The organism is Pseudomonas sp. (genome assembly GCF_050739935.1).
Taxonomy (GTDB): Bacteria; Pseudomonadota; Gammaproteobacteria; order Pseudomonadales; family Pseudomonadaceae; genus Aquipseudomonas.
The window spans coordinates 1-26,091 of record NZ_JBOICF010000086.1; the positions used below are offsets into that span (position 1 = coordinate 1).

Genomic DNA, 26,091 nt, shown 5'->3' on the forward strand with positions numbered 1-26,091 from the left:
ATCTTGCGGCACCCCCTTAACTCTGTGGGAGCGAATTCATTCGCGATTAGCCAGTACATCCGACGCATTTGCACAGGATGTACTACCGCATCGCGAATAAATTCGCTCCCACGCTTGAGCCCGAGCCAGGCTCCATCTTTGGCCCCTGATCCTCTGCGGGAGCGCCAAGCCGCACTCTTTGCGGCATCCCCTGAACTCTGTGGGAGCGAATTCATTCGCGATTGGCCGGTACATCCGACGCATCTGCACAGGATGTACCACTGCACCGCGAATAAATTCGCTCCCACACTTGAGCCCGCGCCAGGCTTCATCTTTGGCCCCTAAACTTTGTGGGAGCGCCCGGCCCCGCTCTTGCGGCACCCCTAAACTCTGTGGGAGCGAATTTATTCGCGATTGGCCGGTACATCCGATGCATCTCCACAGGATGTACCTCCGCATCGCGCAGGAATTCACTCCACAAGGTTCAACACAAACCTGTAAGGGTTTGTTGTTTAAGTCCCCGCCGCTATCATCCCCGCATCTTGCGAGGGGATTTACTGATGCTCAACGGCCTATGGCTTGGTTTTTTCGTGGTCGCGGCGATTTCCGCGCTGGCCCAGTGGCTGATTGGCGGTAACGCTGGCATCTTCGCCGCGATGGTCGAGAGTATCTTCGCGATGGCCAAGCTGTCTGTCGAAGTCATGGTTCTGCTGTTCGGGACCCTGACCTTGTGGCTGGGCTTTCTCAACATCGCCGAGAAAGCGGGCATCGTCGACTGGCTCGGCAAAATCCTAGCCCCCCTGTTCCACCGCTTGATGCCAGAGGTGCCGCGTGGCCATCCGGCGCTCGGCTTGATCACCCTCAACTTCGCCGCCAACGCGCTGGGCCTGGACAATGCCGCAACCCCCATCGGTCTCAAGGCCATGCGTTCGCTGCAGGAACTCAACCCCAGCCAGACCGTCGCCAGTAACGCGCAGATCCTTTTCCTGGTGCTCAACGCTTCGTCGCTGACTCTGCTGCCGGTGACCATCTTCATGTACCGCGCGCAGCAAGGCGCGGTGGATCCGACCATGGTGTTCCTGCCTATCCTGCTGGCGACCAGTGCTTCAACCCTGGTCGGCTTGCTGTCGGTGGCGTTCATGCAGCGGCTGCGGTTGTGGGATCCGGTGGTACTGGCCTATCTGATTCCCGGCGCACTGGTGCTCGGGGGATTCATGGCGATCCTGGCCGGCCTGTCCGCCGCAGCCTTGTCCAACTTGTCGTCGATCCTCGGCAACGTGACGCTGTTCGGCATCATCATTTTGTTTCTAGTGATCGGCGCGCTGCGCAAGGTCAAGGTGTATGAAACCTTTGTCGAAGGCGCCAAGGAAGGCTTTGATGTGGCAAAGAATCTGCTGCCGTATCTGGTGGCAATGCTCTGCGCGGTGGGCGTTTTGCGCGCGTCGGGTGCGCTGGATCTGATTCTGGAAGGCATTCGCCACGTCATTCAATGGATGGGGCTGGACACCCGTTTCGTCGACGCGCTGCCCACTGCGCTGGTCAAACCGTTCTCGGGCAGTGCGGCGCGCGCGATGCTCATCGAGACCATGAAGACCCAGGGTGTCGACAGCTTCCCGGCGCTGGTCTCGGCGACCATTCAGGGCAGCACCGAAACCACGTTCTATGTGCTGGCGGTATACTTCGGTGCGGTCGGCATTCAGCGTGCGCGCCATGCGGTGGGTTGCGCACTGCTGGCGGAATTGTCCGGCGTGATCGCGGCGATTGCGGTCTGCTACTGGTTCTTCGGCTCGGCGGTGTAATGCCGCTGACCCTGCTCCACCGTCCATTGCAGCACTTGAGCAGTCAACGTATCACTGGCCTGCCCGAAGCTCGCCACTACGCCTGAGACCTGCTTGTCGGCAACCGGTTGATGCACTTCGAAGCGACGACTGGCGATGATGCGCTGACGATCATCGGCCAGCCGCGCGTCCAGACGAATCACCACTTCGATGCCCTGGCCGCGATATTCACTCTGAAACGCTTGCAGCTCTCCGCCGAGTTCGAAATCCGCCTGCAAATTGCTGTCATCGGTGCTGATCGACTGCACCCGACCGTCGCGATAGAACGCGTCGGTCAACCGATTGCGCAGCAACACCGGAGCCGGATCGCTCCAACGCGCGCCTTTATAACTGCTGATCACATCGCCCTGAGGGATGACCGCGATGCGCGGACTGTCGAGGGTTTCGCTGGATTTTGGCCGCGTCACGCGCAGCGACCACGGCGCCGGGGTCGCTGCGTTGCTGCTGGTCGCCGCCGTCGGCAGGCGATAAACGTCCGATGGCGCCTGCTTTGGCAGAATCGAACAGGCGCCCGACGACAATAACGCGCTTGCCAGCAACACTCGGGTGAAGGGGTAACTGGCAAACTTCATGGCTCGAACTCCTTGTTCTTGTCGCTACCAAGCAGGTAGCCGCTGGGGTTGGCGTTCAGGCTGCGCGAGATGGTCTTGAGCGAAGCCAGGGTTTCCCGTAGCTCGCGAATCGCCGGGCCAAGCTCGCCAAGACCTTGCAGGCCGCCGTTCACCGAATCCCGATTGTCCTTGAGCAACGTGTTGATGGTCATGCTGCTTTGCTCCAACGACTTCATCGCCTGCTGCGCGCTGGCGATGGTTTGCTTGCCATCGTTGGTCAGTAACTGGTTGGCGTTGCGCATCAGGGTCGACGTCTGCTCAAGCGTGGTACCAGCCTGCTTGCTCAGCGCAGTCATCTGCTTCAACGCCAGACGAATATCGTCGCGCTGATCGGAGATTGCCCCGGTCGTCTGCTCCAGATGTTCGAGGGTTCTGGTCAGGGTCTTTACGTTGGTCGAGGAAAACATCTCATTGGTGTTGTGCAGCAGGGTGTTGATCCCGGTGAGCAGATCGTTGCTATCGTTGAGCAGGCGCGAGATCGGCGATGGCGACGCGATGATTACCGGCAGGCTGCCGTCATTGGTTGTCAGCGCCTCGCTTTGCGGGGTGCCGCCGCTGAGCTGAATGATCGAGGTGCCGGTTATGCCAGCAAGTGCGAGTTTGGCGAAGGTGTCGCGCTTGATCGGGGTTTCTCCGGCGACCCGGATCTGCGCCAGCACCCGACGTGGGTCCTGCGGGTCGAGGCGCAAGTTGACCACGTCGCCAACCTTGATCCCGCTGTATTGCACGGGACTGCCGCGGGACAGACCGGTCACGGCTTCGTTGAACACCACCTGATAATCCTTGAAGGCGGTATCGACGCTGGATTTGGCCAGCCACAGGCCGAACAGCAGCGCGGCGGCGACCACGATCACCGTGAACAGGCCGATCAAGACGTGATGGGCGCGGGTTTCCATCATGAGACCTCAAGTGGGTGGGTGGCCGCTGCATAGGCCGAGCGGCCGCGCGGGCCATGAAAGTATTCGTGAATCCATGCGTCTTTGTAGGCGGCGACCTTTTCGATGCTGTCGGCCACCAGTACGCGTTTCTGCGCCATTACTGCGACGCGGTCGGTAATGGTGTACAGCGTATCCAGGTCGTGGGTGACCATGAAAACGCTCAGCCCCAGCGCATCGCGCAGGGTCAGAATCAACTGGTCGAATGCGCCAGCGCCGATCGGGTCGAGGCCGGCAGTGGGTTCGTCGAGAAACAGAATGTCGGGATCCAGCGCCAGAGCGCGAGCCAGCGCGGCACGCTTGATCATCCCGCCGGACAGCGACGCCGGGTATTTGTGCGCTGCCGACAGCGGCAAACCCGCCAGCGCCATTTTTATCCCCGCCAGATGCTCGGCCTCTTCACGGCTCAGACCGGCGTGCTCGATCAGCGGCAAGGCCACGTTTTCGCTGATGGTCAACGACGAAAACAAGGCACCTTTCTGAAATAGCACACCGAAACGTCTTTCAACCTGTGAGCGGGCCTTATCCGACAGATTCGGCAAATCCTGACCCAACACTTGGACATTGCCCTCAGCCGGCTGCTGCAAACCGACGATACTGCGCAGTAACACCGATTTGCCGCTACCAGAACCACCGACCACGCCCAGGATTTCCCCGCGATACAAATCCAGATCGAGGTGTTCGTGCACCACCTGCGGACCAAAATGGTTGTACAGGCCGCGCACCTGGATCACGGTCTCGCTGGGTTGAACGCAACGTCGGGTCACCAGCCAATCTCCATGAAGAACATCGCCGCCAGTGCATCCAGCACGATGACTACGAAAATCGACTGCACCACGCTCGACGTCGTGTGGGCGCCCACCGATTCAGCGCTGCCCTCCACCTTGAAGCCTTCCAGGCAACCAATCGCCGCGATGAAAAAGGCGAAGATCGGGGCTTTGACGATCCCCACCAGAAAATGCTGCACGCCGATGTCGGCCTGCATCAGGGACAGGAACATGGCGGGCGAAATGCCCAACGACAGGGCGCAGACTACGCCGCCGCCAACAATGCCGCAGATCATCGCCAGAAACGTCAACATCGGCAGTGAGATGAGCAAGGCCATCACGCGGGGCAAGACCAGCATTTCTGTAGGACTCAGCCCCAAGGTGCGCAGGGCGTCGAGTTCTTCGTTGGCCTTCATCGAACCAATTTGCGCAGTGAAAGCGCTGGCGGTGCGACCCGCCAGAAGTATCGCCGTCAGCAGCACGGCGAATTCCCGCAAAAACGAAAAGCCGATCAGGTCGACGGTGAAGATCGTCGCGCCAAACGCCTTGAGCACCGTGGCCCCGAGAAACGCCACGACCGCGCCCACCATGAAGGTCAGCAGGGCGACGATGGGCGCGGCGTCCAGGCCGATCTGTTCGATGTGAGCGATCACCGAGGTGGTGCGCCAGCGCTTGGGGCGCAGCAGCGTGGTGACGAAGGTCTGCAAAATCAATCCGATGAAGCCCAGCAGTTGCAGGGTGTCATCCCAGATCACTTCCACGGCAGAGCCGATTCGGGCCAGCAACTGGGTGCCGACGGCGACTTCCGGGTCTTTCAGCGGCTGGCAGTAATCACTCAACGCGCTCTGGATCGTTTGCATCAGCGCGCGGCTGGACTCCGGGAGATTGGGTGCCTGAACCGCCAGCAGGCGCAGACGTTGCACCCCCAGCAACTCGACCAGCAGCGACGCTCCGGCTGTATCCAGCGCGCCCAACTGGCTCATGTCCACTTGCGTCGCGGCGCCGAAACCATCGCTCAGCTCATCGGTCTGGCGCTTGAGGTCTTGGTAATGGGCGAGCGTCCAGTCCCCGGCTATCCACAGCTGCGTGGGATTGGTCGAAGTATCCAGTGAGACACTGCCTGATGCCTGGGCAGCGCTGGTAGCGAGGTGGGTCGATGGGGTCATAGCGACGAGCTTAGTTGGTTTTGGCTGGTTCGGATGGACTCGCTGCTGGCGCATTGTCATCGGCCTTGTCCGAATCGGAATCATCCGGACCCAAGGTATCTGCACCGGGCTTCAGGCCTGTCGGGGTGATCTTCTTGCGGGTCACCGCGGGCTGGTCGGTATCGGTCACTTGGAAGCGCAATACGCCGATCATCTGACCATCCTCTGTCAGCACCCTCACCTGCCATTTGCCGAGCACATCCGGCGGAAAATTCTGCTTGTGGGTCCAAGCGCGATAACCTTCCTTACGGCCGCCATGGATGTCCAGCGCGATGCGGTCGACTTCCTCACCGTTATGTCGCCACACGTGATAGATCCGCTCATCCAGGCCACGCGGCGCGTTGATCGAGGTGTAGGCGTACAGGCCGCTGCTGCGCAGCTGATTGACGCCGATCTCCTGAATGCTTTCGCCGGGAGTACGGTTCTGGTTGTCGAAGCGCGTGCTGACCGCGACTTCGGTCAACCATAGCGTTGCTGGCGGTACCCAGGAGCGCAGTAACCAACCGGCACCGCCGATGGCCAGGGTCAGGCACACCAGCCCGACCCCGCGCTTCCAGTTTGTGACCGGAAAGCTCGACGCCATGCTCGGAATCGACAGCACCATCGCTGTGATCAACGCCAGTTTGTAACTTTCGGCGGTCGTCAGATGCAGGATGATCGGCAACGCCGTGAGCAGCGCGGCGAACAGCGTCAGCGTGTGTAGTGCCAGGAACAACCAGCGGCGCGGCGCCAGCCATTTGTAGTACAGCGGGTCAGTGATGGACACCAGCCCCGCCGCTGCCAGCAAGCCTGTGAACGCCAGTTGCCCGCTGTTCCAGGTGGTGGTGACGAAGAAAAACGGCAGCACGAAGAACAGACTTTCCTGGTGGATCATCTGCGTCGCGTAACGCAGGAGCGGTCGGGGAATCTCGCGTTTGAAAATTTTGGCGATCAGCGCGACGGCGCTGTTTTCCACCATCAGCCAGAGCCAGCTCACCAGCATGATCACCGCGATCCAAGTGGCCAGCTTGGCTTGCCGGTCCACCAGGATGAAGCTGCCGATGCCAGAACAGAAACCGAAGAATGCAATCAGCCCCGGGTAGCGCTTGATGAACTCCAATACCCGCTGTACGAGGGAGTTCTGCATGAGGGCATTGAGGTCCGGCATTTCGGTATTCACTTTGAATGTGGAGAAAAATCCCTGGAAGGATATCAATATCCAGCTGCGATTTAGCTGACGATACGGTTGCCTCTAGGAGCCGGCTTGCTGCGGGCTGCGACCAGACAAACGCGTCAGGTCAAGCGGCGTTCTGCGACGAATCTTTAGGGGTGAGCTTGCTCACTCCCACAGGTGCGGCGCATGCCATTACAACGGCCGTTTCTTGTATACCCGCCAGCGCCAAGCGATCAGCAACACCACCAACGCCGCCAGCGCCAAACCGATCCCATACAACTCGTCATAACTGAGCAGCGGCTCTTCGATACGCAAATACCCCGGTTGGGCCAGCAACTGGCGCATGGCCCTATTCGCCAGATCCAGACTGACGCCGCGAATGCGCTTGGCTGGGTCCTCGAAGCGACCGTCTTCGTAATCGTTCAGCGCGCCCCAGTAGTAATCGGCCAGCGCGCTGTTCCCTTGCGCCGCCCACGCCTGTTTGGCGATCGAGGCTTGCTGCAGGCGGGCGAAGGTTGCCGGGTCCATGCCTTCCTTGCGCAGTCGCTCCAGCATCGAACGTACCGACGTCACCGCTGCATCCACCTGATCGCGATCCAGGTCGGCGTTGAGGCTAAGAAACCCGGTGTCGCCAAAGGCTTCGCGATCAGTCCAGGGCCCATAGGAATAGCCTTTGTCCAGACGCAGTTCGCTGTACAGCGCCCAGTCCAGATAAGCCTTCACCAGATCCCACGTCTCATCGTGCTGCTCGCCCAGGTCGGGTTCGGGAAACAACAGATGCAGTCTCGCGCAATCACCCAACGTGCCGCGAATCAGCGTGCGCTCGGGGTCAGCCTTTTCCGTGACGGTTGCCAGAGGCGGGTGTTCGGTCGGGTCTACCGCGTTGAGCTGGCCAAAGGTCCGCTCCAGATAGGCTGGCAGCAGCTTGTCCAGATCGCCGACGATGATCAGCGTCATGTTGTTGGAGGCGTACCAGTTGTCGTGGATGTGTTCGATCTGCTCCAGTGTCAGATGATCGACATCCGGGCGTTCAGGGCATTTGAGGCCCAATTCCACCGCCAGTTGATTGCTGGCGGTGTGCCCCAGATCCCGCTTGTCCAGCCAGCGCTGCAAGTGAGAATAATGACCACCGTCTTCGCGCTCGACGATACGTTTCACGGTATCCAGATTGGCCTGATTGATCTGCGTATGAGTCAGGACATTGAGCAACAGATCCAGCACCTTACGCTGATTCTGGGCGGGCGCCTCGATCACGAAGGTAGTGTCAGTGTTGCTGGTAAACGCGTTCCACTCGCCACCGAGCGCTTGCATTTGTTGCTCCAGCCCGCCTTCGCCAGAATCGTCGACGCCGCTGAACAGCAAATGTTCCAGCAGATGCGGCAGCTCTTTGTCGTCACAGGGGAAGTCATCGAAACCGATGCCGACCACCAGTCGAATCGACACGTGGCCTTTTTCCGCCGGTTTGAGCAGCAACTGCAGACCGTTGGGCAGCACATAGCCCTCCACCTGAAAGCGGTCGATAGCCAAAGATGGAAGGGACGTCAGAAACAGAAAAGCGAACAGCAGGCAACGCATAAAACGGGCTTCCTTGCGGGCCGGTATGTGTAACAGACTTCTCCCCGGCCCTGGCGTTCCCGCCGATTATTCTGGCTGGCTTTCGCTGGACAAGGCTCCGATGTCAGTTGTTTCGAGAACGGCATAGGCGCTGCCGCAGAACAATGAGTTCAGTCGTTTCATGTCGGCGATCAGCTCAAGGTGTAGCGAGCTGGTCTCGATACTCTGCACGATCTTACGTTGCAGTCTGCTGACGTGGGCGTGTGCCAGACGCCGCTCCTGTGCCCGGAAACGGCGCTTCTCTCGCAGCAGCTGCCGCGCGCTCTCTGGATCGCCACTGAGAAATACCGACAGGCCCAGGCGCAGGTTCGCCATCAGCTGCTCATGCAGCCCTGAGAGTTCTTCCAGGCCGACGTCGGAAAACGACCGGCGCTGCGAAGTCTTCTGCTGCTGAACCTTGCGCAACATACGCTCGATCAGGCCGCTGGCCAGTTCCAGGTTGATCGCCAGCTCGATGATTTCAGCCCAGCGGCGGTTGTCCTGATCGCTGAGGTCTTCACGAGGCATCTGCGCCAGATACAGTTTGATGGCGTTATACAGCACCTCAACGTCGTCGTTCAGACGCCGGACTTCCTGAGTAACGGCGGTCTGATTACCGCGCAAGACTTCCTGCATGGCATTGAGCATGCTGTCGATCAGATCGCCCATGCGCAGGGTTTCGCGTACGGCGTTGGCCAGCGCGAGGCTGGGCGTTGCCAGCGCGGTCAGGTCCAAATGGCGAGGTTTGGTCTGTCCGTTGACCTCGGCGGCTTGCGGCAGAATCGAGGCGCACAGTCGACCCATCGGTCCGACCGTCGGCAGCATGATCAGGCAGCGAAGAGAGTTGTAGATCACGTGGAAGGTGATCACCAGACTCGACGGGCTGACCTCCAGCGTCTCCATCCAGTGCACCAGCGGCGTCAGCACCGGAATGATCAGCAGCAGGCCGATCAGCTTATACAGCAGGCTGCCTAGCGCTACCTGGCGACCGGCGACGTTTTGCATGCTGGTGCTCAGGAAAGCGAGCAGACCGCTACCGATGTTGGCGCCGATCACCAGGCCGATCGCGACCGGCAGGCTGATGATTTCCGCGCCCGCGAGTGTCGCGGTCAGCAGGACGGCAGCCAGACTGGAGTAGGAAATGAGCGCAAACATCGCGCCGACCAAGGCGTCGAGCAGGATATCGCCGGTCAACGAGGCGAACAGCACTTTCACCCCCGCTGCCTGAGTGATGGGCGCCGCAGCCGTGACGATCAGTTGCAGCGCCAGAATGATCAGCCCCAGGCCAATGCCAACGCGACCAAGCTGACCAATGCGGGTCTGTTTGCGCGAGAGAAAGAAGATCACGCCGAGGAAGATCAGCAGCGGCGAAAGCCACGACAAGTCGAACGTCAGGATTCGTGACATCACCGCAGTACCGACATCGGCACCGAGCATGATCGCCAAGGCAGGGGTCAGACCCATCAGGCTCTGGCCGACGAAGGAAGTCACCAGCATCGCGGTGGCGTTACTGCTCTGCACCACGGCGGTGACGAGAATACCTGCGACAAAGGCCAGCGGGCGTTTGGACATGTTCTGACTGAGCACGCGGCGAAGCTGCGAGCCATAGACACGCAGAATGCCGGTCCGAACGATGTGCGTGCCCCAGATCAACAGCGCCACGGCAGAAAGCAAATCGAGCAGGGTCAGCATACGGAAAGCCCCCTGTAGCTTGCCCAACGGGCAAAAATTGAAGATGCAGCGTGTAGCGAGCGAAGGCGCCTGTGCATGGTAGACAAGCACACTCAACTAGAGCTTTAGTCGGCCCAAGGCCTTATTGCCAGCATGGCACAGACGATTATTTCTTGAAACAAATCTGTCACAAATCAGGTGTTTGAGCTGAATCACTCACGCATATGAACTGTGGGAGAAAATTCATTCTCGAGGCGAAGCGTTCAGACGACAAAGGTGTGTCGAATGTACCGTCCTCTCGCGAATGAATTCGCTCCCACAGGGTTTTTATTGACCCGGAACGTCCTTGCGAAGTTTCACAGGGTCCTTCATAGCCTTCTTCTTGGCCATTGCGGTGCGCATCTTGATGTTGATCGCTTCGACGGCCAGCGAGAACGCCATGGCGAAGTACACATAGCCTTTAGGCACATGCACGTCGAAGGATTCGGCGATCAGCACTGTGCCGACGACGATCAGGAACGACAGCGCCAGCATCTTCAGCGAAGGATGCTTGTCAATGAAGTCGCTGATCACACCCGAGCACAGCATCATGATCAGCACCGCCACGATGATCGCGGCGACCATCACCGGGACGTGGGAGACCATGCCGACCGCCGTGATCACCGAGTCCAGCGAGAACACGATGTCGATGATGGCGATCTGGATGATGGTGTACAGGAACAGGCCGCCCTTGCCTTTCGGCTCCTCGATCTCTTCCTCTTCGCCTTCCATCCCGTGGTAAATCTCCTGCGAGCTTTTCCACAGCAGGAACAGGCCACCGAAGAACAGGATAAGGTCGCGTCCGGAAATGCCCTGCCCGAGCACCACGAACAGATCGTCGGTCAGGCGCATGACCCAGGTGATCGACAGCAACAGCAGGATTCGCGTGATCATTGCCAGCGCCAGACCGAAAATCCGCGTGCGCGGCTGCATCGCCTTGGGCATGCGGCTGACCAGGATTGAGATCATGATGATGTTGTCGATGCCAAGAACGATTTCAAGGGCGGTCAGCGTGAAGAAAGCAACCCAGATCTCGGGGTTGGTCAGCCATTCCATTAGGTTTTCCTTTGAGCTTTGTCTGATTCTCGCTGCCGCTTGCGCGGCGCAGAGGAAGTTATGTGCCTTATAGACTGCTGTAGGCGGGGAATATCCCCATCAGCAGCGCGGCGGCCATGATGCATACGCAGACCAGTACCGCCCATTTGAGGGTGAAGCGCTGGTGGTCGCCGAACTCGATTCCCGCCAGTGCCACCAACAGATAGGTAGAAGGAACCAGCGGGCTCAACAGGTGGACGGGCTGGCCGACGATCGAGGCACGGGCCATTTCCACCGGGCTGATGCCGTAGTGCGAAGCGGCTTCTGCCAGCACCGGCAAGACGCCATAGTAGAACGCGTCGTTGGACATGAAAAAGGTGAACGGCATGCTGACCATCGCCGTGATGACCGCCAGATAAGGCCCCATCGCGTCAGGAATCACTACCAGCAGGCTTTTCGACATCGCATCGACCATTCCGGTGCCGGACAGGATACCGGTGAAGATACCGGCCGCGAAGATCAGTCCGACCACGGCCAGTACGCTACCGGCATGCGCCGCGACACGATCCTTCTGCGCCTGCAGGCACGGGTAGTTGACGATCATGGCGATACTGAAGGCAATCATGAACAGCACAGGCAATGGCAGCAGGCCCATGATCAGCGCGACCATCAGCGCCAGCGTCAGCGCACCGTTGAACCAGATCAGCTTGGGACGGCGCGCTTCGGGGAATTGCGAGACGCTGATTTCGCTGTGATCGACCTCGTCACCTGGCAGATGCAGCTCGCCCAGTCGCGCACGCTCACGTTTGCCGTAGCACCAGGCGATCACCAGAATCGCGATCACCCCCGCCAGCATAGCCGGAATCATCGGCACGAAGATGTCAGATGGGTCGACATGCAATGCACTGGCGGCACGAGCAGTCGGGCCACCCCACGGGGTCATGTTCATCACACCTCCCGCCAGGATGATCAAGCCCGCCATGATGCGCGGACTCATGCCCAGCCGGCTATACAGCGGCAGCATGGCGGCCACGCAGATCATGTAGGTGGTGGCGCCGTCGCCGTCCAGCGAAACCACCAGGGCCAGCACTGCGGTACCCACCGACACCTTGACCGGATCGCCTTTGACCAGCTTGAGGATCTTGCGCACGGCCGGGTCGAACAGGCCGGAGTCGATCATCAATGCAAAATAGAGGATGGCGAACATCAGCATCACGCCGGTGGGCGCAAGCTTGGTGATGCCCGCGAGCATCATAGGGCCGATGCCTGCGGCAAAACCGCCGAACAGGGCAAAGACGATGGGCACGATGATCAGGGCGATCAGCGCTGACAGGCGCTTGCTCATGATCAGGTACATGAAGGCGACGACCATGGCGAAGCCGAGGAAGGTCAACATAGAAATACTCCAGGCGTTACGCGACGTGGGAACGGACGAGACGTTGCAATCAGTTCAAGACGAACTGCGCGTGGAGTTGGGGGGCGAGTGAGGAATGTAGCGGAGCAAAAGCGAGCATCAGAATCACCGAGTTGTTGTTGTAGATGGGCCGGACGACCTCGAACAGTGGTCGCCCCGGCTTGGCCGGTCTGTCGCCGGCGGTGGGGGGATGCTAAAGGGCTTAGCTTTCAGCCAGCTTTCGTTGGTATTGCGCTGATCAACGTAGGAAAGATGAAGTAAAACTGCGCAGACACAGTCAGACGTTAAACACGAACCGGAGAATGACCATGAGTGAGACGCACACCGGCGGATGCCATTGTGGCAACTTGCGCTACCAGCTCGACGCACCCTTGCGCGACATCGCTCATTGCCATTGCTCGATCTGCAGGCGCACGTCAGGCGGTATCGCAGTGACCTGGATCACGGTGCCGCTGGATGTCTTCAAATGGACCGCAGGCAGCCCGGCGGCATACGACTCGGGCCCTACGTGCGTGCGCTATTTTTGCAACAACTGCGGAGCGCAGGTCGCCTTGTTCAGCCGTAACAGCCCGGAGACGATGGACGTCACCATTGCAACCCTCGACCATCCCGAACTGGCGCCCGCCGAGCGGCACATCTGGACTGACAGCCGATTGCCGTGGCTGCATTTGGATGAGCATTTGCCGGGGGAGCCAGGGGAAACCGTTCGAGTGTCACGCTGACTCGCTTTTGCCCGGAGGGCGTAGGAGCAAGCTGCGCTCCTACGGCCTTCGGCCAAAATCAAAAGCCGGCCCCGGAACTCCGCGGCCTCTGGCCAGAATCAAAAGCGGATCGGCTTTTGTTTTCACGGCAACTCCAACCCACCGGCGGCTTTATGCAACGCCCGCAAATGTTCGCCGACCTGCTTGAGGTTGTCTTCGGTGGCGGCGATTTCTGCGGCGCGGTCAGGTTCCAGCAGCGCCCTCACCTCTTTATCCAGATCGCCACTGAGCCGCTGCAGTTGTTTCTGCCGCTGGCTGCTCTCCGCTTCGAGTCGCTCCCATTCACCTTCCTGCGGCAGACCATACCCACCACTGCCAAGCAGCTCAGCCGGGCGACTCAGAAAACCACTGTTCGCCAAAATGTCCTGCAGCGTGCCGGTGGCCTGAGAGACATGGTTGTCTTTCTTCTCTACGGCGCTCAAGTAGCGCTGTTTGACCTCATCCTGCGCCAGCAACAACTGACGACGGAGCCCTGCCTGTTCCAGCAGCAACATCGCCGCACTGGTACGCAGATCTGCTCTGGCGAAATAAGGTTGGCGATCCTTCGCAGGCAACGACAGCCAATCCTCAACGGTGGTCTGCTTCACATCGGTGGTCTTGCGCAGCACATCGAACATCGCCTGATAGCGATCGCGGTACGAGTCAAAGCGATAACCCAGGCGCAGGGCTTTCTTCGGATCATCCAGCACGCTGGTGTCCGCAAGCCCCCTGCTCTTGAGCACCTCCAGCAAGCCGTTGGGTATGATGCTGTCCAGCCCTACAAGACGTGGGTCGTTGGTGCCGCTGCGTAACAGCTTCAGGTTTTCCACCGCGCAGTTGTTGGACAGGAACCAGTAGTTACCGTCATACGCCCAGTGCATTTCGGCGGAATGCTGTACTAGCCCGTTGATTTCCTCGCGGGACAGTTTCAATGGCACGGAAGCCAGGCTGCGCAGTTCGGTCTTGGTGTATTCGTCGATTACCTGACCCAGCGGCAACACGAACAGGCGCGATGGATAAGCCCCGGTGAGGCCGCTCCAGCTGGACAATTGCAAGTCGTTGACGAACGCGCGATAGGACAGGACCAGATGCTGATCCAGATCCAGACGACAGTCAGGCCCACGTGGCCGTCCGGGTTTGCAGATCACCAGCCGCAACATGCTGTGGCCCCAGCGGCTCACCAGATTCTGGTTGGCCTCGGCCAGCAAATAGTCGACTTCATATACGCGCTCAGGGTCGAGCTTGCCCAGCGGCTCGCGTGCGAAATCATTGCCGGCGTTCAGATAGGGATAAGAGGTCGGGCATTCATTCTTGGCGGCGGGCGCCCAGTTGAACAGTTTCTTGTAGTAGTCATAAAGCGCGGGACGGCGACAGGCATAGGCCGGGTCGAGCAGGAAATATTCCATGTTCACTGCAACGAATTCCAGCGGGCTGCTGATTTCGTAGATGTCCGGGCTGCGGGCAACTTGACCATTACGTTCTTCGCGCTCCCCTCGCCGCCCAACATATTGCGGCCAGCCTGCAAGATCCAGCAGGCGGGGATCATCACTCAACGTGAAACGCCGATCAGTCTGCCCTCGGCAGCTGTCGCGCAAGCCGATCTTGCCCACACTGTTGCTTTGACGCGCACAAGCGGTGATCAGCTTGCGGTCCTCCGGCGACCACAGCCGGGCATGGTCATAGATGTGGGTGAGTTCGTGCAGCACAGTGGCGAGCATCTCTTCGCGCACAGTGCCGTGGGGGCGATTGGTTCGGGTGGTGGCTGCACTGCCGTCGGTCAGGCCCGCCAGCAGGCGTTGATTCAGGTCCAGGCGATAAGGCCCGTCCGCACGCCCGTAGGCGTTGGACGGCATGTCATCGGTCCAGCGGACTTCGACTTTCCGATCCAGCTTGTTGACGAACATCGGCGGCAAATGCGCCATGGCTTCGTCAAGCAGTGTCTGACTGGCATTCTGCTGTGCAGCATTGAGTCCGCCGGTGTAAAGCGACAGGCTCAAATCGGCGAAGGCGCTCGTGCAAATCAGCGAAAGCGCCGACGCCAGCAGCCAGACGGCTACGCGCCTCACAGTGCGAGAATGGCTTCGGCGAGATCCTGGTCGGTGGCGTCGCGGGCTTCGGGAAGACGCTCACGCAAGGTGACGAACGCGGCGTCCAGACGGGCACCGTGGATATTGCCGTTGCTGGCGACATAACTGGCGGCGTCATCCTGAGCTTCCACAACCATTTTCCAGTTGCGGACCGAGGACGTAGTGTCGGAGGTGAAATCGACGCTGCGCCCAAGCGCGCGAACAACGATGTTACTGGTGGCCTTCAAGGTCTGGGCCTGTGCCATATCCGTCAGCAACAGCAGGCCGATGGCAACGGCGATCAGCGGGGTACGCATGGAACGTCTCCAAAATACAGGGGGATGCAAAAAGTGATTATTGGACGAGGATTGCCTGCGCCAGTTCAAGGTCGCTTGCATGAAGTTTTGGAGAGGTTTGACGTAGATATATCAATGCCGACTCCAGCTGTGCTCCTCGCATTTGGCCATCAGTGGCAATGAACGCTGCTGCATCATCCTGGGCGGCAAGTATCAGTTTGTTTTCGAAAGGTCCGGTCGTCACCTGGCTGGTGGCGTACCCGCTTTTGACCAGACCTTGTGTGGTCGTGTCGAATGCTTGAGCCTGAGTGACACACACCAGGGCGGCAAACACTGCAATCAACAGGCGAGACAATGAACGCATGAGTCTTCGGTATCGGCAAAACGAGTCGCAAGGCTAGCGCAATGCCCCGGCCAGAGCCAGTGAAGGTGTCGGGGCAAACGTTGCGAAAGCTGTCGCGATGCTGAATCAGATCGCCAGAATTGCCTGGGCCAATTGGGCATCGCTGGCGTTCAGGCCTGGGCTGACTTCGCGGATGTGCTGGAAGGCGCCTTCGAGACGAGATCCACGAATGTCACCTTGGCTTGCGACGAAGCTGGCGGCGTCGTCGCGGGCGGCGAGAACGATTTTGTCGTCATGGAAGGAGGAGGAAATTTTCGAAGTGGCGTTGGATGAGGCATCCAGCGCGCGAACGATGGTGTCAGTAGTGACTACGAAGCTGGAAGCCTGAGCTCCGGTGGCTGCAATCAAAAGCGCAGCTGCACTCAACAGGCGAAGACGAGACATGTTTGAACTCCATAGGGACAAAATGAAACCAGTCGCGTAAATCTGGCGATGAGCAGAGCTGTCTCGCAAGCGATGGCGCTGAAGGTTGCGGCAAGACTAACGTAACCATCTTTTACGGACTAGCAGGGCGAATGGCCAGCGGTCCTTATGCCGCGTTGGCACTGGGCTGCAGACCGTATGGAACAGCTACTGTACTGGTGAGATGGAATACTTCTAAAATTGTACTGGTCTGCCGTCTACCTGAGTTGAGACCTCAATTTGCACCGGCCAGAAACGACAAGACCCGTCAGCAGTTATCTGCGACGGGTCTTGTTTTAACAATTCGGGTTGCTGGTGAGAGGCGTGTAGCCTTGGACCAGCAGACGCTAACTTAGCGCCAGAACGGCTTGCTCAGCTCTTCGTAACGCTGGGATTCGCTGATACCGGCGTCAGCCAGTAGGCGAGCATCCAGGCGGGCCAGTTGATGGCGGCTGGACAGACGACGCTGCCAGAGCATCAGGTTGGCGAACATACGCAGCGGGAGCGAACCCTGAGCGGATTTTGCGGTTTCTTCGTAGAACAGTTCGGAACTTACGGTGCGTTCCATGGTGCTTCTTCCTTCCGCTTGTGGCGGGATTAGATAGTGACTTGATTGGTGCCAATCTTCCTCTCGTTGCTCCTGTGTCTCCAGACACAGTTCACTTGTATTGTGCTGCTCCAGTTAACTGTGAGAAGGCACTGTTTTGTTCATATATGGGGCAACTGTACCGGTTGGCACCGAATTGGTGCGTTTTGCGCGCCGAAACGGTGAAATCTGTGTTTTCAGAGTGAAAAAATACCGGTACAGCAGTACAGTTTTTGACGAAATAGGGCTTACGGCTAGCGAAAGCGACGACGAAAGGTCTTTCTCAATTCAGAACTGTTTTCTCACACAGCCAGCATGCGGCCGGTTTCTTCCAGATTCAGATGCCAACTGAGTGCATCGCGCAGAACGTGAGGAGTATGACCGCCAATGGCACAGGCGCTGCGGAAATAGTCATTGAGGGCTTCCCGGTAGGCCGGATGAACACAATTGTCGATGATCACGCGGGCCCGTTCGCGGGGTGCGAGGCCGCGTAAATCTGCCAGTCCCTGCTCGGTCACCAGGATATCTACATCGTGTTCGGTGTGATCGACGTGACTAACCATCGGCACCACACTGGAAATTGCGCCCCCCTTGGCGATGGACTTGGTGACGAAGATTGCCAGATGCGCGTTCCGGGCGAAGTCGCCCGAGCCGCCAATCCCGTTCATCATCCGCGTGCCGCCTACATGGGTGGAGTTGACGTTGCCATACAGGTCGAACTCCAAGGCGGTGTTGATACCAATGATGCCCAGGCGTCGAACGACTTCGGGGTGATTGGAAATTTCCTGCGGGCGCAGTAACAGTTTCGGTTTGTACTGCTCAAGGTTGTTGAATACCGCATTGTGCTTGCGTTCGGACAACGTCATGGAGCAACCCGAGGCAAAATCCAGCTTGCCGGCTTCGAACAGATCGAAAGTGGAATCCTGCAGCACTTCGGAATACATGGCCATGCCGTAGAAAGGCGAGTCGATCAAGCCGGTCATCACGGCATTGGCGATGGTGCCGACACCCGCCTGCAGCGGCATCAGCTGGTCGGTTAGACGATTCTGACGTACTTCGTTCTTGAAGAACTCCACCAGATGCCCGGCGATGGCCTGCGTTTCATGGTCCGCGGGCAGTACAGTTGAAGGTGAGTCGGTCTGATCGCTGAACACGATGCCAACGATCTTCGCCGGGTCGATCTTCACGGCGTGGCTGCCAATGCGGCTGTCGGCCTTGAGCACCGGAATCGGCAGGCGCGTTGGGCGATAGGTCGGTATATAGATGTCGTGCAGACCCTCGAGCTCCAGCGGTTGCGCGATGTTGATCTCGACAATCACCTTCTCGGCAAGAATTGCGAAGCTGGCCGAGTTGCCTACGGAGGTACTCAGCACCAGATGTCCTTCTTCCGTAATCGCTACGCATTCGATGACCGCGATATCCACCGGCTTGATCTGACGGTTGCGCAACTGCTCGACCGTATCGGACAGATGCTGATCGATGAACATCACCGAACCGTCGTTGATGGCCTTGCGCAGCGTGCTATCAACCTGAAACGGCATCCGGCGGGACAGCACGCCGGCTTCGGTCAGTTGCTTGTCCAGATCGTTGCCCAGGCTGGCACCGGTCATGAGGCTGATTTTCAGCGGGGAAGACTTCGCGCGTTCGGCCAGCGCCCTGGGCACGGCCTTCGCTTCACCGGCGCGGGTGAACCCGCTCATGCCGACGGTCATGCCGTCCTTGATCAGCGAAGCGGCATCGGCCGCGCTCATTACCTTGCTCATTAAAGAAGGCAGGCGAATACGTTCACGGTGCATGGTTTTTTTATCTCGATACGAGGAAGCGAGCGGGCAAGTCTAGAGATTTGAATGTTGTTCGTCCCACGACCAAGGTCGCATTCGAGGGCTCTAATTAGCGGATTTCAGCGCAAAACACTTTTACCGCGGGTGTAAAAAACCCTCGGCCGATACATGCGCCGAGGGTTGTTCTTTGCGGGTCAAAGCCTTTATTCCACAGCTTTGACCATGTCTTCGATGACTTTTTTGGCGTCGCCGAACACCATCATGGTCTTGTCGAGGTAGAACAACTCGTTGTCCAGACCGGCGTAGCCGCTGGCCATGGAGCGCTTGTTGACGATGATGGTCTTGGCCTTGAAGGCTTCGAGGATTGGCATGCCTGCGATTGGCGACTTCGGATCGTTCTTCGCTGCCGGGTTGACCACGTCGTTGGCGCCGAGGACCAGCACCACATCGGCCTGACCGAACTCGGAGTTGATGTCTTCCATCTCGAACACCTGGTCGTAAGGCACTTCCGCCTCCGCCAGCAGAACGTTCATGTGGCCCGGCATCCGACCGGCCACCGGGTGGATCGCGTACTTCACGGTCACACCAGCGTGGGTCAGCTTCTCGGTCAGCTCTTTGAGGGCGTGCTGCGCCCGTGCCACCGCCAGACCGTAACCCGGCACGATAATCACGGTATCGGCGTTAGTCAGCAGGAAGGTTGCGTCGTCAGCCGAGCCGGATTTCACCGGGCGAGCTTCTTTCGCGCCTCCCGTTGCGCCTGCATCCGCCGCGCCTCCGAAGCCGCCGCCGATCACGTTGAAGAACGAGCGGTTCATGGCCTTGCACATGATGTAGGAGAGGATCGCACCCGACGAACCCACCAGGGAGCCAGCGATGATCAGCATCGAGTTGTTCAGCGAAAAACCGATACCGGCCGCCGCCCAGCCCGAGTAACTGTTGAGCATCGACACGACTACAGGCATGTCCGCGCCGCCGATCGGGATAATCAGCAGCACGCCGATGACGAACGCCAGGATCAGCATGACACTGAACGCGAACAGACTGCCGGTGAGCATGAAGGTGAGACCGAAGAACAGCGTCGCCAGGCCCAGGATCAGGTTGAGCTTGTGCTGGCCCGCGAACTGTACCGGTGCACCTTGGAACAGGCGGAACTTGTACTTGCCCGACAGCTTGCCGAAGGCGATGACCGAACCCGAGAAGGTGATCGCACCGATCGCGGCGCCGAGGAACAGCTCCAGCCGGTTGCCGGTCGGGATCGAATCGCCCAGGTGCTGAACGATGCCCAGCGACTGAGGTTCGACGACCGCCGCGATGGCAATGAACACAGCGGCCAGACCGATCATGCTGTGCATGAAGGCGACCAGTTCCGGCATTTTGGTCATTTCGACGCGCTTGGCCATGATCGAACCGGCCGTGCCGCCGACCAGCAGGCCGACAATGATGTAGCCAATGCCAGCACTAGCGCCGTCAGTAGACAATGCCGCTAGCTTGAACACCAGACCGATGGTGGTCAGCACCGCCAGACCCATGCCGAGCATGCCGAACAGGTTGCCGCGACGGGAGGTGGTTGGGTGCGACAAGCCTTTAAGGGCCTGAATGAAGCAGATCGCCGAGACGAGGTACAACAGAGTGACGAGGTTCATGCTCATTGCTTGGCATCCTCAGCTTTGGCCTTCGGAGCCTTTTTCTTGAACATTTCCAGCATGCGGCGGGTAACCAGGAAGCCACCGAACACATTGACTGCCGCCAGTGCCACGGCCAGTGTGCCCATGGTTTTGCCCAGTGGGGTCACTGTCAATGCGGCAGCCAACATGGCGCCGACGATCACGATGGCCGAGATGGCGTTGGTCACCGCCATTAGCGGCGTGTGCAGCGCAGGGGTGACGTTCCAGACCACGTGGTAGCCGACGTAAATCGCCAGCACGAAAATGATCAGGTTGTAGACGCCGTGAGAGATCAGCATGTCTTCCATTGTTTTTATCCTCAGCCGTTCTTGCGGACGATCTGGCCGTCGCGGCACATCAGGCACGCGGCGACGATGTCGTCTTCGAGGTTGATCTCGAACTGACCTTCCTTGGTGAAGACCAGCTTCAGGAAGTCCAGCAGGTTGCGTGCATAAAGCGCCGATGCGTCGGCGGCGACCATTGCCGGCAGGTTGGTGTGACCGACGATGGTCACGCCATGTTCGATCACCACTTGGTCCGCCACGGTCAGCGGGCAGTTGCCGCCCTGAGCCGCCGCGAGGTCGATGACCACGGAACCTGGCTTCATCTGCGAGACCGTTTCGGCGCTCAACAGCACTGGCGCCTTGCGGCCCGGGATCAGCGCTGTGGTGATCACGATGTCCGCTTGCTTGGCGCGTTCATGGACCGCTACAGCTTGACGCTGCATCCAGCTGGCGGGCATCGGGCGCGCATAACCGCCGACGCCCACAGCCGCTTCGCGCTCTTCGTCGGTCTCGTAAGGCACGTCGACGAACTTGGCGCCCAGCGATTCGATCTGCTCCTTCACCGCAGGGCGCACGTCGGAGGCCTCAATCACCGCACCCAGGCGTTTGGCCGTGGCGATGGCCTGCAGACCGGCAACGCCTGCTCCGAGGATCAGCACACGAGCGGCCTTCACCGTACCAGCGGCGGTCATCAGCATCGGCATGAAGCGCGGATAGTGATGCGCGGCCAGCAATACCGATTTGTAACCGGCAATGTTGGCTTGCGAAGAAAGCACATCGAGACTTTGCGCGCGGGAGGTCCGCGGCGCGGCTTCGAGGGCGAAGGCGGTAATCCCGCACTCGGCCATCTTGGCGATGATCTCGTTGTTGAAGGGGTTGAGCATCCCGATGACGACGGTCCCGCTCTTGATCAGAGCCAGCTCGCTATCACTGGGCGCGACGACCTTGAGGATCAGCTCGGCGCCGAAGGCATCGGCAGCGCTGCCAATCGAAGCACCTGCCGCTTCATAGGCACTGTCCGTGACGCTGGCGGTAATGCCTGCGCCTGACTGGACGGTGACTTTATGACCCTGGCCAATGAGCTTCTTGATGGTTTCCGGAGTTGCAGCAACCCGAGTTTCACCGGACTGGGTTTCTAGAGGGACACCAATGTGCACGTCAAATCTCCTGCGTGATCTTCTTATCTTTTAAAAATAGGCCAGCGCACTGCGGATGGCGCGTCTGGGGCAGCGATCACCACGGCCCCGCCAGATAAGACGGGGGGCGCGGCATTTTGCAGGCGTAATCGGGGGGCTTCAAGGAATTCTGTAATGCGACCTGTCTTTAACTACAAGTCACCCTGTGACCCTTTGACGCAACAAATCGCTACAGGCCTTGTAATAAAAGGGCTGTAGCGAATTAAGTAAGGTTTGAAGTTTTTTCATTGGCTACCAACGGCAGGATGCAAAATCGAGCTGTAAGCCGCGTCATATAAAGGTTGTAGCCTGTTTTAGATATAGAACGGAGGTGTTTCTTAAATGCGACATATCGAGATATATGTAGTCCATAAAAATCCTTGACTACAAGGTCAGTATTTTCGCTAAGGAGGTTTGAAATCAAGGCAGGGCATAGGTTGCAGCTTGCTGAACCAGCCAGTCACGGAACGCCTTCAACGAGGCAGATTCCACTTTTCGCTCGGGAATCATCAGGTAATACGCTTTGACGCTCGATAGCGCGTGGGAATTGGCCACCACCAGACGCTCTTCGGCGAGTTCGCGCTGGATCAGAAACGGCGGAATCAACGCCACGCCCATCTCATGCATGGCCGCCTGGGCGAGCATGGAGAATAGCTCGTAGCGCGGCCCTGTCATGTCGCGGGCGATACTCATGTCCATCGAACTGAACCATTGCCGCCATGCGTACGGCCTTGTGGTCTGTTGTAGCAGCGGCATGTCGGACAATTCGCGAGCACTGAGGCGGCTCTTGTTGCCCAATAAAACCGGACTACAAACCGGCATGGGGTTTTCGCTCATCAGCCTATGAGATTCCGTACCCGACCAGTCTGCATCTCCAAAGTAAATGGCAGCGTCGAATTCGGTGTCGGCAAAGAGAAAAGGCCGCGTGCGGTTGGTCAGATTGATGGTTACGTCTGGGTTTTGCTGCTGAAAGTCTTTCAGGCGGGGCAGGAGCCACTGAGTGCCGAAGGTTGGGACGACGGCAAGCTCAATCACATTTGCACCCTGATGACCCATTACTGACAGCGTGTCTCGTTCCACTGCATCGAGTTGCGTCGCCACGCGCCGACTGTAGGAAAGTCCTGCTTCTGTCAGCTTCACGCCTCTGCGCGAGCGTCGGAAAAGCTCCACATTGAGGAATTCTTCCAGGCTGCCAATCTGTCGGCAGATTGCGCTTTGAGTGAGCGAAAGCTCTTCAGCTGCCTTGGTGAAGCTTTCGTGACGAGCGGCAGCCTCGAAGCTGACCAGTGCGGCAGTGCTGGGGATCTTGCGGCGCATGTACGTGAACCTCACTCGTCAGGCGGAGATATGGCGTGCTGGGCAGTTTCGGAGTGAGAAATTAGCACAACGCTATGCAAAATCCTCGTTTGCCGACGCGTCGATCCGCGCCTAGGATCAGTTCACGACATTTCCCGGTTGTGTCCGGGACACCATTTAGCGAGGAGAAGAGTATGGGTGCCAAGGCAAGCTTCAACTGGATCGATCCGCTCCTGCTGGATCAGCAGCTCACCGAAGAAGAGCGCATGGTTCGCGACAGCGCCGAGCAGTTCGCCCAGGACAAACTTGCCCCTCGCGTCCTCGAAGCCTTCCGTCATGAACGCACCGATCCGGCGATCTTCCGTGAGATGGGTGAAGTCGGCCTGCTCGGGGCGACTATTCCAGAACAGTATGGCGGCAGCGGCTTAAATTACGTCTGCTACGGATTGATCGCCCGTGAAGTTGAACGTATCGATTCCGGCTACCGCTCAATGATGAGCGTGCAGTCGTCGCTGGTGATGGTGCCGATCAACAAGTTCGGTACCGAAGCGCAAAAGCAGAAATACCTGCCGAAACTGGCTTCTGGCGAATGGATTGGGTGCTTCGGCTTGACCGAGCCGAACCACGGTTCCGATCCGGGCGCGATGATCACGCGCGCCAGAAAAGTTGATGGCGGCTATCGTCTAACCGGCAGCAAGATGTGGATCACCAACAGTCCGATTGCTGATGTATTCGTTGTCTGGGGTAAAGACGATGCGGGCGATATTCGTGGCTTCGTTCTGGAAAAAGGCTGGCAAGGTCTGAGTGCGCCGGCGATCCACGGTAAGGTCGGTCTGCGGGCTTCGATCACCGGTGAGATCGTGATGGACAACGTATTCGTGCCAGCAGAGAACATCTTCCCGGATGTTCGAGGTCTTAAAGGCCCGTTCACCTGCCTGAACTCTGCTCGCTACGGCATCTCCTGGGGTGCACTTGGTGCAGCGGAATTCTGCTGGCACACCGCTCGCCAGTACACTTTGGATCGTCAGCAATTCGGGCGTCCGCTGGCCGCAAATCAGTTGATCCAGAAGAAGCTTGCCGACATGCAGACGGAAATCACCCTGGCGCTGCAAGGCTGCCTGCGTTTGGGCCGCATGAAGGATGAAGGCACTGCGGCGGTGGAGATCACGTCGATCATGAAGCGCAATTCCTGCGGCAAGTCTCTGGATATCGCGCGGATGGCCCGTGACATGTTGGGCGGCAACGGCATTTCTGATGAGTTCGGAATTGCCCGTCATCTGGTCAACCTTGAAGTAGTGAATACCTATGAAGGGACTCATGACGTACATGCGCTGATTCTGGGACGCGCACAGACTGGCATTCAGGCCTTCTATTAAGGAGCCTGCCATGGGCGCGCTATCGCATTTGCGTGTGCTGGACCTTTCCCGCGTGCTGGCTGGGCCGTGGGCTGGGCAGATTCTCGCGGACCTCGGTGCGGACGTAATTAAGATCGAGCGCCCGGGCAACGGCGATGACACTCGTGCCTGGGGGCCTCCTTTCCTGAAGGATCCTCGGGGGGAGAATACTTCCGAGGCTGCCTATTACCTGTCTGCCAATCGGAACAAGCAGTCGGTCACCATCGACTTCACCCGTCCAGAAGGTCAGAAACTAGTGCGTGAGCTGGCGGCGAAGTCCGACATTGTGATCGAGAACTTCAAGGTCGGCGGGCTGAAGGCTTACGGTTTGGATTACGAATCCCTGCAGGTCGAGAATCCGCGGCTTATCTACTGCTCGATTACCGGCTTCGGTCAAACCGGCCCTTATGCAAAGCGCGCCGGTTATGACTTCATGATTCAAGGGCTTGGCGGGCTGATGAGTCTGACCGGGCGGCCTGAAGGCGAAGAAGGCGCCGGGCCGGTGAAGGTCGGTGTGGCGCTTACCGACATTCTTACCGGGTTGTATTCGACTTCTGCGATTCTGGCGGCACTCGCTCACCGTGATCAGGGTGGCGTTGGGCAGCACATTGATATGGCCTTGCTGGATGTGCAGGTAGCCTGTCTGGCGAATCAGGCGATGAACTACCTGACAACGGGTACGCCGCCTCGGCGCCTGGGTAACGCTCACCCGAACATCGTGCCGTATCAGGACTTTCCTACAGCCGATGGTGATTTCATCCTCACCGTGGGCAACGACAGCCAGTTTCGCAAGTTCGCAGAAGTCGCGGGGCAGCCGCAATGGGCGGACGACGCACGCTTTGCGACCAATAAACAGCGAGTGGCCCATAGGGCAGAGCTTATCCCGCTAATCCGGCAGGCCACTGTATTCAAAACCACCGCCGAGTGGGTGACGGCCTTGGAGCGTGCAGGCGTTCCGTGCGGCCCTATCAACGATGTGGCGCAGGTGTTTGCCGATCCCCAAGTTCAGGCGCGGGGTCTGAGGCTTGATCTGCCCCATGCGCTGGGTGGAACCGTGCCGCAGGTGGCGAGCCCGATTCGGTTGTCGGGGACGCCTGTCGAATATCGCCGTGCACCGCCGTTGCTGGGAGAGCATACGCTGGAGGTACTGACGGGGGTGCTAGGCTTGTCGGATGAGGAAGTTATGGCGATGCGTGAGGCGGGTGTCCTTTAGGTTCGGTCATATATAGCGCGGCGTTTGTCGCTCCCTATATAAACAGAAAGAACTAGCTGATTTTCCTCGCATTTTAGTTTTTTGATAGAAACTTCGAATTAAGTGTTGACGCCTCTCTGAATCTCTCTATAATTCGCCCCACTTCCGGCGCAGACGAAACGGAAAACTCCTTGAGAATCAAGGGGTTGGACGAAGTAAGCAGCGAGGAGGAGCTTCGATTCAGATGCCTGAATCGACAGCGGTGAAAAAGGTGGTTGACAGCAGATTGTAACGCTGTAGAATTCGCCTCCCGCTGACGTGAGACGCCAAGTCGAACGAAGCGCAAGTGGTTGAAGTTGCGAAGGAAACTTTGAAAACTTCTGAAAATAACCGCTTGACAGATACAGAGGACGCTGTAGAATGCGCGCCTCGGTTGAGACGAAAAGCTCTTAACCAACCGCTCTTTAACAACTGAATCAAGCAATTCGTGTGGGTGCTTGTGCTGTAAGACTGAAGTCGCAAGATTATCAGCATCGCAAGTTACTCCACGAGAAATCATGGTTTAACCAACG

23 protein-coding genes are annotated in these 26,091 nt (G+C 58.7%); 4 read left to right on the forward strand and 19 right to left on the reverse strand.

The genetic code is table 11. The features are described from left to right. The first annotated feature begins 539 nt into the window (after positions 1-539). A complete protein-coding gene (locus ACRER8_RS17385; RefSeq protein WP_431747462.1) occupies positions 540-1,778 on the forward strand; it encodes a nucleoside recognition domain-containing protein in 1,239 nt (412 codons plus the stop codon). Here ACRER8_RS17385 and ACRER8_RS17390 read toward each other — a convergent pair. The 9 genes from ACRER8_RS17390 to ACRER8_RS17430 all read right to left on the reverse strand — a co-directional run bounded on the left by ACRER8_RS17390 (position 1,751) and on the right by ACRER8_RS17430 (position 12,222). After that, positions 1,751-2,389: an ABC-type transport auxiliary lipoprotein family protein gene (locus ACRER8_RS17390; RefSeq protein ID WP_431747463.1), complete on the reverse strand. Its 639-nt coding sequence runs from the start codon at positions 2,387-2,389 to the stop codon at positions 1,751-1,753. The genes ACRER8_RS17385 and ACRER8_RS17390 overlap by 28 nt on opposite strands. Then, a complete protein-coding gene (locus ACRER8_RS17395; protein ID WP_431747482.1) occupies positions 2,386-3,324 on the reverse strand; it encodes an MlaD family protein in 939 nt (312 codons plus the stop codon). Before ACRER8_RS17395 ends, ACRER8_RS17390 begins: the two co-directional genes overlap by 4 nt. Next, positions 3,324-4,130, reverse strand: a complete 807-nt coding sequence (locus ACRER8_RS17400) for an ABC transporter ATP-binding protein (protein WP_431747464.1) — start codon at positions 4,128-4,130, stop codon at positions 3,324-3,326. Before ACRER8_RS17400 ends, ACRER8_RS17395 begins: the two co-directional genes overlap by 1 nt. Further along, positions 4,127-5,296 (reverse strand): MlaE family lipid ABC transporter permease subunit, encoded by a 1,170-nt coding sequence (locus ACRER8_RS17405; RefSeq protein ID WP_431747465.1) that lies wholly within the window; start codon positions 5,294-5,296, stop codon positions 4,127-4,129. The genes ACRER8_RS17400 and ACRER8_RS17405 overlap by 4 nt, the downstream gene beginning before the upstream one ends. A 10-nt stretch (positions 5,297-5,306) precedes the next feature. Beyond that, positions 5,307-6,482, reverse strand: coding sequence for a DUF5924 family protein (locus ACRER8_RS17410; protein ID WP_431747466.1), 1,176 nt, complete (start codon positions 6,480-6,482; stop codon positions 5,307-5,309). Positions 6,483-6,680: 198 nt separating this feature from the next. Continuing rightward, entirely contained in the window at positions 6,681-8,063 is a 1,383-nt protein-coding gene (locus ACRER8_RS17415; protein WP_431747467.1) for a M16 family metallopeptidase, read from the reverse strand. A 66-nt stretch (positions 8,064-8,129) separates the two neighbouring features. Beyond that, a complete protein-coding gene (locus tag ACRER8_RS17420; protein ID WP_431747468.1) occupies positions 8,130-9,773 on the reverse strand; it encodes a Na/Pi cotransporter family protein in 1,644 nt (547 codons plus the stop codon). Positions 9,774-10,079: 306 nt separating this feature from the next. Further along, positions 10,080-10,847, reverse strand: a complete 768-nt coding sequence (locus ACRER8_RS17425) for a TerC family protein (RefSeq protein WP_431747469.1) — start codon at positions 10,845-10,847, stop codon at positions 10,080-10,082. A 67-nt stretch (positions 10,848-10,914) separates the two neighbouring features. Beyond that, positions 10,915-12,222 (reverse strand): CitMHS family transporter, encoded by a 1,308-nt coding sequence (locus ACRER8_RS17430; protein ID WP_431747470.1) that lies wholly within the window; start codon positions 12,220-12,222, stop codon positions 10,915-10,917. A 326-nt stretch (positions 12,223-12,548) separates the two neighbouring features. On the opposite strand from ACRER8_RS17430, the gene ACRER8_RS17435 reads away from it, so the two are divergent. Beyond that, complete coding sequence (locus ACRER8_RS17435) at positions 12,549-12,962, forward strand: GFA family protein (RefSeq protein ID WP_431747471.1); 414 nt, start codon at positions 12,549-12,551, stop codon at positions 12,960-12,962. A gap of 122 nt (positions 12,963-13,084) precedes the next feature. Here ACRER8_RS17435 and ACRER8_RS17440 read toward each other — a convergent pair whose 3' ends face one another. The 10 genes from ACRER8_RS17440 to ACRER8_RS17485 form a co-directional block, all read right to left on the reverse strand. After that, entirely contained in the window at positions 13,085-15,046 is a 1,962-nt protein-coding gene (locus ACRER8_RS17440) for a DUF4105 domain-containing protein (protein WP_431747472.1), read from the reverse strand. Next, complete coding sequence (locus tag ACRER8_RS17445) at positions 15,043-15,363, reverse strand: DUF2388 domain-containing protein (RefSeq protein ID WP_431747473.1); 321 nt, start codon at positions 15,361-15,363, stop codon at positions 15,043-15,045. Before ACRER8_RS17445 ends, ACRER8_RS17440 begins: the two co-directional genes overlap by 4 nt. Positions 15,364-15,400: 37 nt before the next feature. Continuing rightward, positions 15,401-15,706 carry a DUF2388 domain-containing protein gene (locus ACRER8_RS17450; RefSeq protein ID WP_431747474.1) on the reverse strand — a complete coding sequence of 102 codons (306 nt, stop codon included), beginning with the start codon at positions 15,704-15,706 and terminating at the stop codon, positions 15,401-15,403. A gap of 105 nt (positions 15,707-15,811) precedes the next feature. Then, positions 15,812-16,129: a DUF2388 domain-containing protein gene (locus tag ACRER8_RS17455; protein WP_431747475.1), complete on the reverse strand. Its 318-nt coding sequence runs from the start codon at positions 16,127-16,129 to the stop codon at positions 15,812-15,814. A gap of 370 nt (positions 16,130-16,499) precedes the next feature. Beyond that, positions 16,500-16,715, reverse strand: a complete 216-nt coding sequence (locus ACRER8_RS17460) for a DUF1127 domain-containing protein (RefSeq protein WP_166593833.1) — start codon at positions 16,713-16,715, stop codon at positions 16,500-16,502. Between the two features lie 320 nt (positions 16,716-17,035). Then, positions 17,036-18,529: an acetyl-CoA hydrolase/transferase family protein gene (locus ACRER8_RS17465; RefSeq protein WP_431747476.1), complete on the reverse strand. Its 1,494-nt coding sequence runs from the start codon at positions 18,527-18,529 to the stop codon at positions 17,036-17,038. 188 nt (positions 18,530-18,717) lie between these two features. Further along, entirely contained in the window at positions 18,718-20,163 is a 1,446-nt protein-coding gene (locus ACRER8_RS17470; RefSeq protein ID WP_431747477.1) for an NAD(P)(+) transhydrogenase (Re/Si-specific) subunit beta, read from the reverse strand. After that, positions 20,160-20,486 (reverse strand): NAD(P) transhydrogenase subunit alpha, encoded by a 327-nt coding sequence (locus tag ACRER8_RS17475; RefSeq protein WP_062386518.1) that lies wholly within the window; start codon positions 20,484-20,486, stop codon positions 20,160-20,162. The genes ACRER8_RS17470 and ACRER8_RS17475 overlap by 4 nt, the downstream gene beginning before the upstream one ends. Before the next feature lie 11 nt (positions 20,487-20,497). Beyond that, a complete protein-coding gene (locus tag ACRER8_RS17480; RefSeq protein ID WP_431747478.1) occupies positions 20,498-21,619 on the reverse strand; it encodes a Re/Si-specific NAD(P)(+) transhydrogenase subunit alpha in 1,122 nt (373 codons plus the stop codon). A gap of 438 nt (positions 21,620-22,057) precedes the next feature. Continuing rightward, complete coding sequence (locus ACRER8_RS17485; RefSeq protein WP_431747479.1) at positions 22,058-22,954, reverse strand: LysR family transcriptional regulator; 897 nt, start codon at positions 22,952-22,954, stop codon at positions 22,058-22,060. 173 nt (positions 22,955-23,127) lie between these two features. Between ACRER8_RS17485 and ACRER8_RS17490 the strand changes: the two genes are divergently transcribed. Both ACRER8_RS17490 and ACRER8_RS17495 read left to right on the forward strand, forming a co-directional pair. Next, a complete protein-coding gene (locus ACRER8_RS17490; RefSeq protein WP_431747480.1) occupies positions 23,128-24,309 on the forward strand; it encodes an acyl-CoA dehydrogenase in 1,182 nt (393 codons plus the stop codon). A gap of 10 nt (positions 24,310-24,319) precedes the next feature. Beyond that, positions 24,320-25,540: a CaiB/BaiF CoA transferase family protein gene (locus ACRER8_RS17495; RefSeq protein WP_431747481.1), complete on the forward strand. Its 1,221-nt coding sequence runs from the start codon at positions 24,320-24,322 to the stop codon at positions 25,538-25,540. Positions 25,541-26,091 lie beyond the last annotated feature (551 nt).

Coding starts and splice junctions, on each gene's coding strand:
- ACRER8_RS17385 (WP_431747462.1), top strand. CDS start 540: ATGCTCAACGGCCTATGGCTTGGTTTTTTCGTGGTCGCGGCGATTTCC.
- ACRER8_RS17390 (WP_431747463.1), bottom strand. CDS start 2,389: ATGAAGTTTGCCAGTTACCCCTTCACCCGAGTGTTGCTGGCAAGCGCG.
- ACRER8_RS17395 (WP_431747482.1), bottom strand. CDS start 3,324: ATGGAAACCCGCGCCCATCACGTCTTGATCGGCCTGTTCACGGTGATC.
- ACRER8_RS17405 (WP_431747465.1), bottom strand. CDS start 5,296: ATGACCCCATCGACCCACCTCGCTACCAGCGCTGCCCAGGCATCAGGC.
- ACRER8_RS17410 (WP_431747466.1), bottom strand. CDS start 6,482: ATGCCGGACCTCAATGCCCTCATGCAGAACTCCCTCGTACAGCGGGTA.
- ACRER8_RS17415 (WP_431747467.1), bottom strand. CDS start 8,063: ATGCGTTGCCTGCTGTTCGCTTTTCTGTTTCTGACGTCCCTTCCATCT.
- ACRER8_RS17420 (WP_431747468.1), bottom strand. CDS start 9,773: ATGCTGACCCTGCTCGATTTGCTTTCTGCCGTGGCGCTGTTGATCTGG.
- ACRER8_RS17425 (WP_431747469.1), bottom strand. CDS start 10,847: ATGGAATGGCTGACCAACCCCGAGATCTGGGTTGCTTTCTTCACGCTG.
- ACRER8_RS17430 (WP_431747470.1), bottom strand. CDS start 12,222: ATGTTGACCTTCCTCGGCTTCGCCATGGTCGTCGCCTTCATGTACCTG.
- ACRER8_RS17435 (WP_431747471.1), top strand. CDS start 12,549: ATGAGTGAGACGCACACCGGCGGATGCCATTGTGGCAACTTGCGCTAC.
- ACRER8_RS17445 (WP_431747473.1), bottom strand. CDS start 15,363: ATGCGTACCCCGCTGATCGCCGTTGCCATCGGCCTGCTGTTGCTGACG.
- ACRER8_RS17450 (WP_431747474.1), bottom strand. CDS start 15,706: ATGCGTTCATTGTCTCGCCTGTTGATTGCAGTGTTTGCCGCCCTGGTG.
- ACRER8_RS17455 (WP_431747475.1), bottom strand. CDS start 16,129: ATGTCTCGTCTTCGCCTGTTGAGTGCAGCTGCGCTTTTGATTGCAGCC.
- ACRER8_RS17460 (WP_166593833.1), bottom strand. CDS start 16,715: ATGGAACGCACCGTAAGTTCCGAACTGTTCTACGAAGAAACCGCAAAA.
- ACRER8_RS17465 (WP_431747476.1), bottom strand. CDS start 18,529: ATGCACCGTGAACGTATTCGCCTGCCTTCTTTAATGAGCAAGGTAATG.
- ACRER8_RS17470 (WP_431747477.1), bottom strand. CDS start 20,163: ATGAGCATGAACCTCGTCACTCTGTTGTACCTCGTCTCGGCGATCTGC.
- ACRER8_RS17475 (WP_062386518.1), bottom strand. CDS start 20,486: ATGGAAGACATGCTGATCTCTCACGGCGTCTACAACCTGATCATTTTC.
- ACRER8_RS17485 (WP_431747479.1), bottom strand. CDS start 22,954: ATGCGCCGCAAGATCCCCAGCACTGCCGCACTGGTCAGCTTCGAGGCT.
- ACRER8_RS17490 (WP_431747480.1), top strand. CDS start 23,128: ATGGGTGCCAAGGCAAGCTTCAACTGGATCGATCCGCTCCTGCTGGAT.
- ACRER8_RS17495 (WP_431747481.1), top strand. CDS start 24,320: ATGGGCGCGCTATCGCATTTGCGTGTGCTGGACCTTTCCCGCGTGCTG.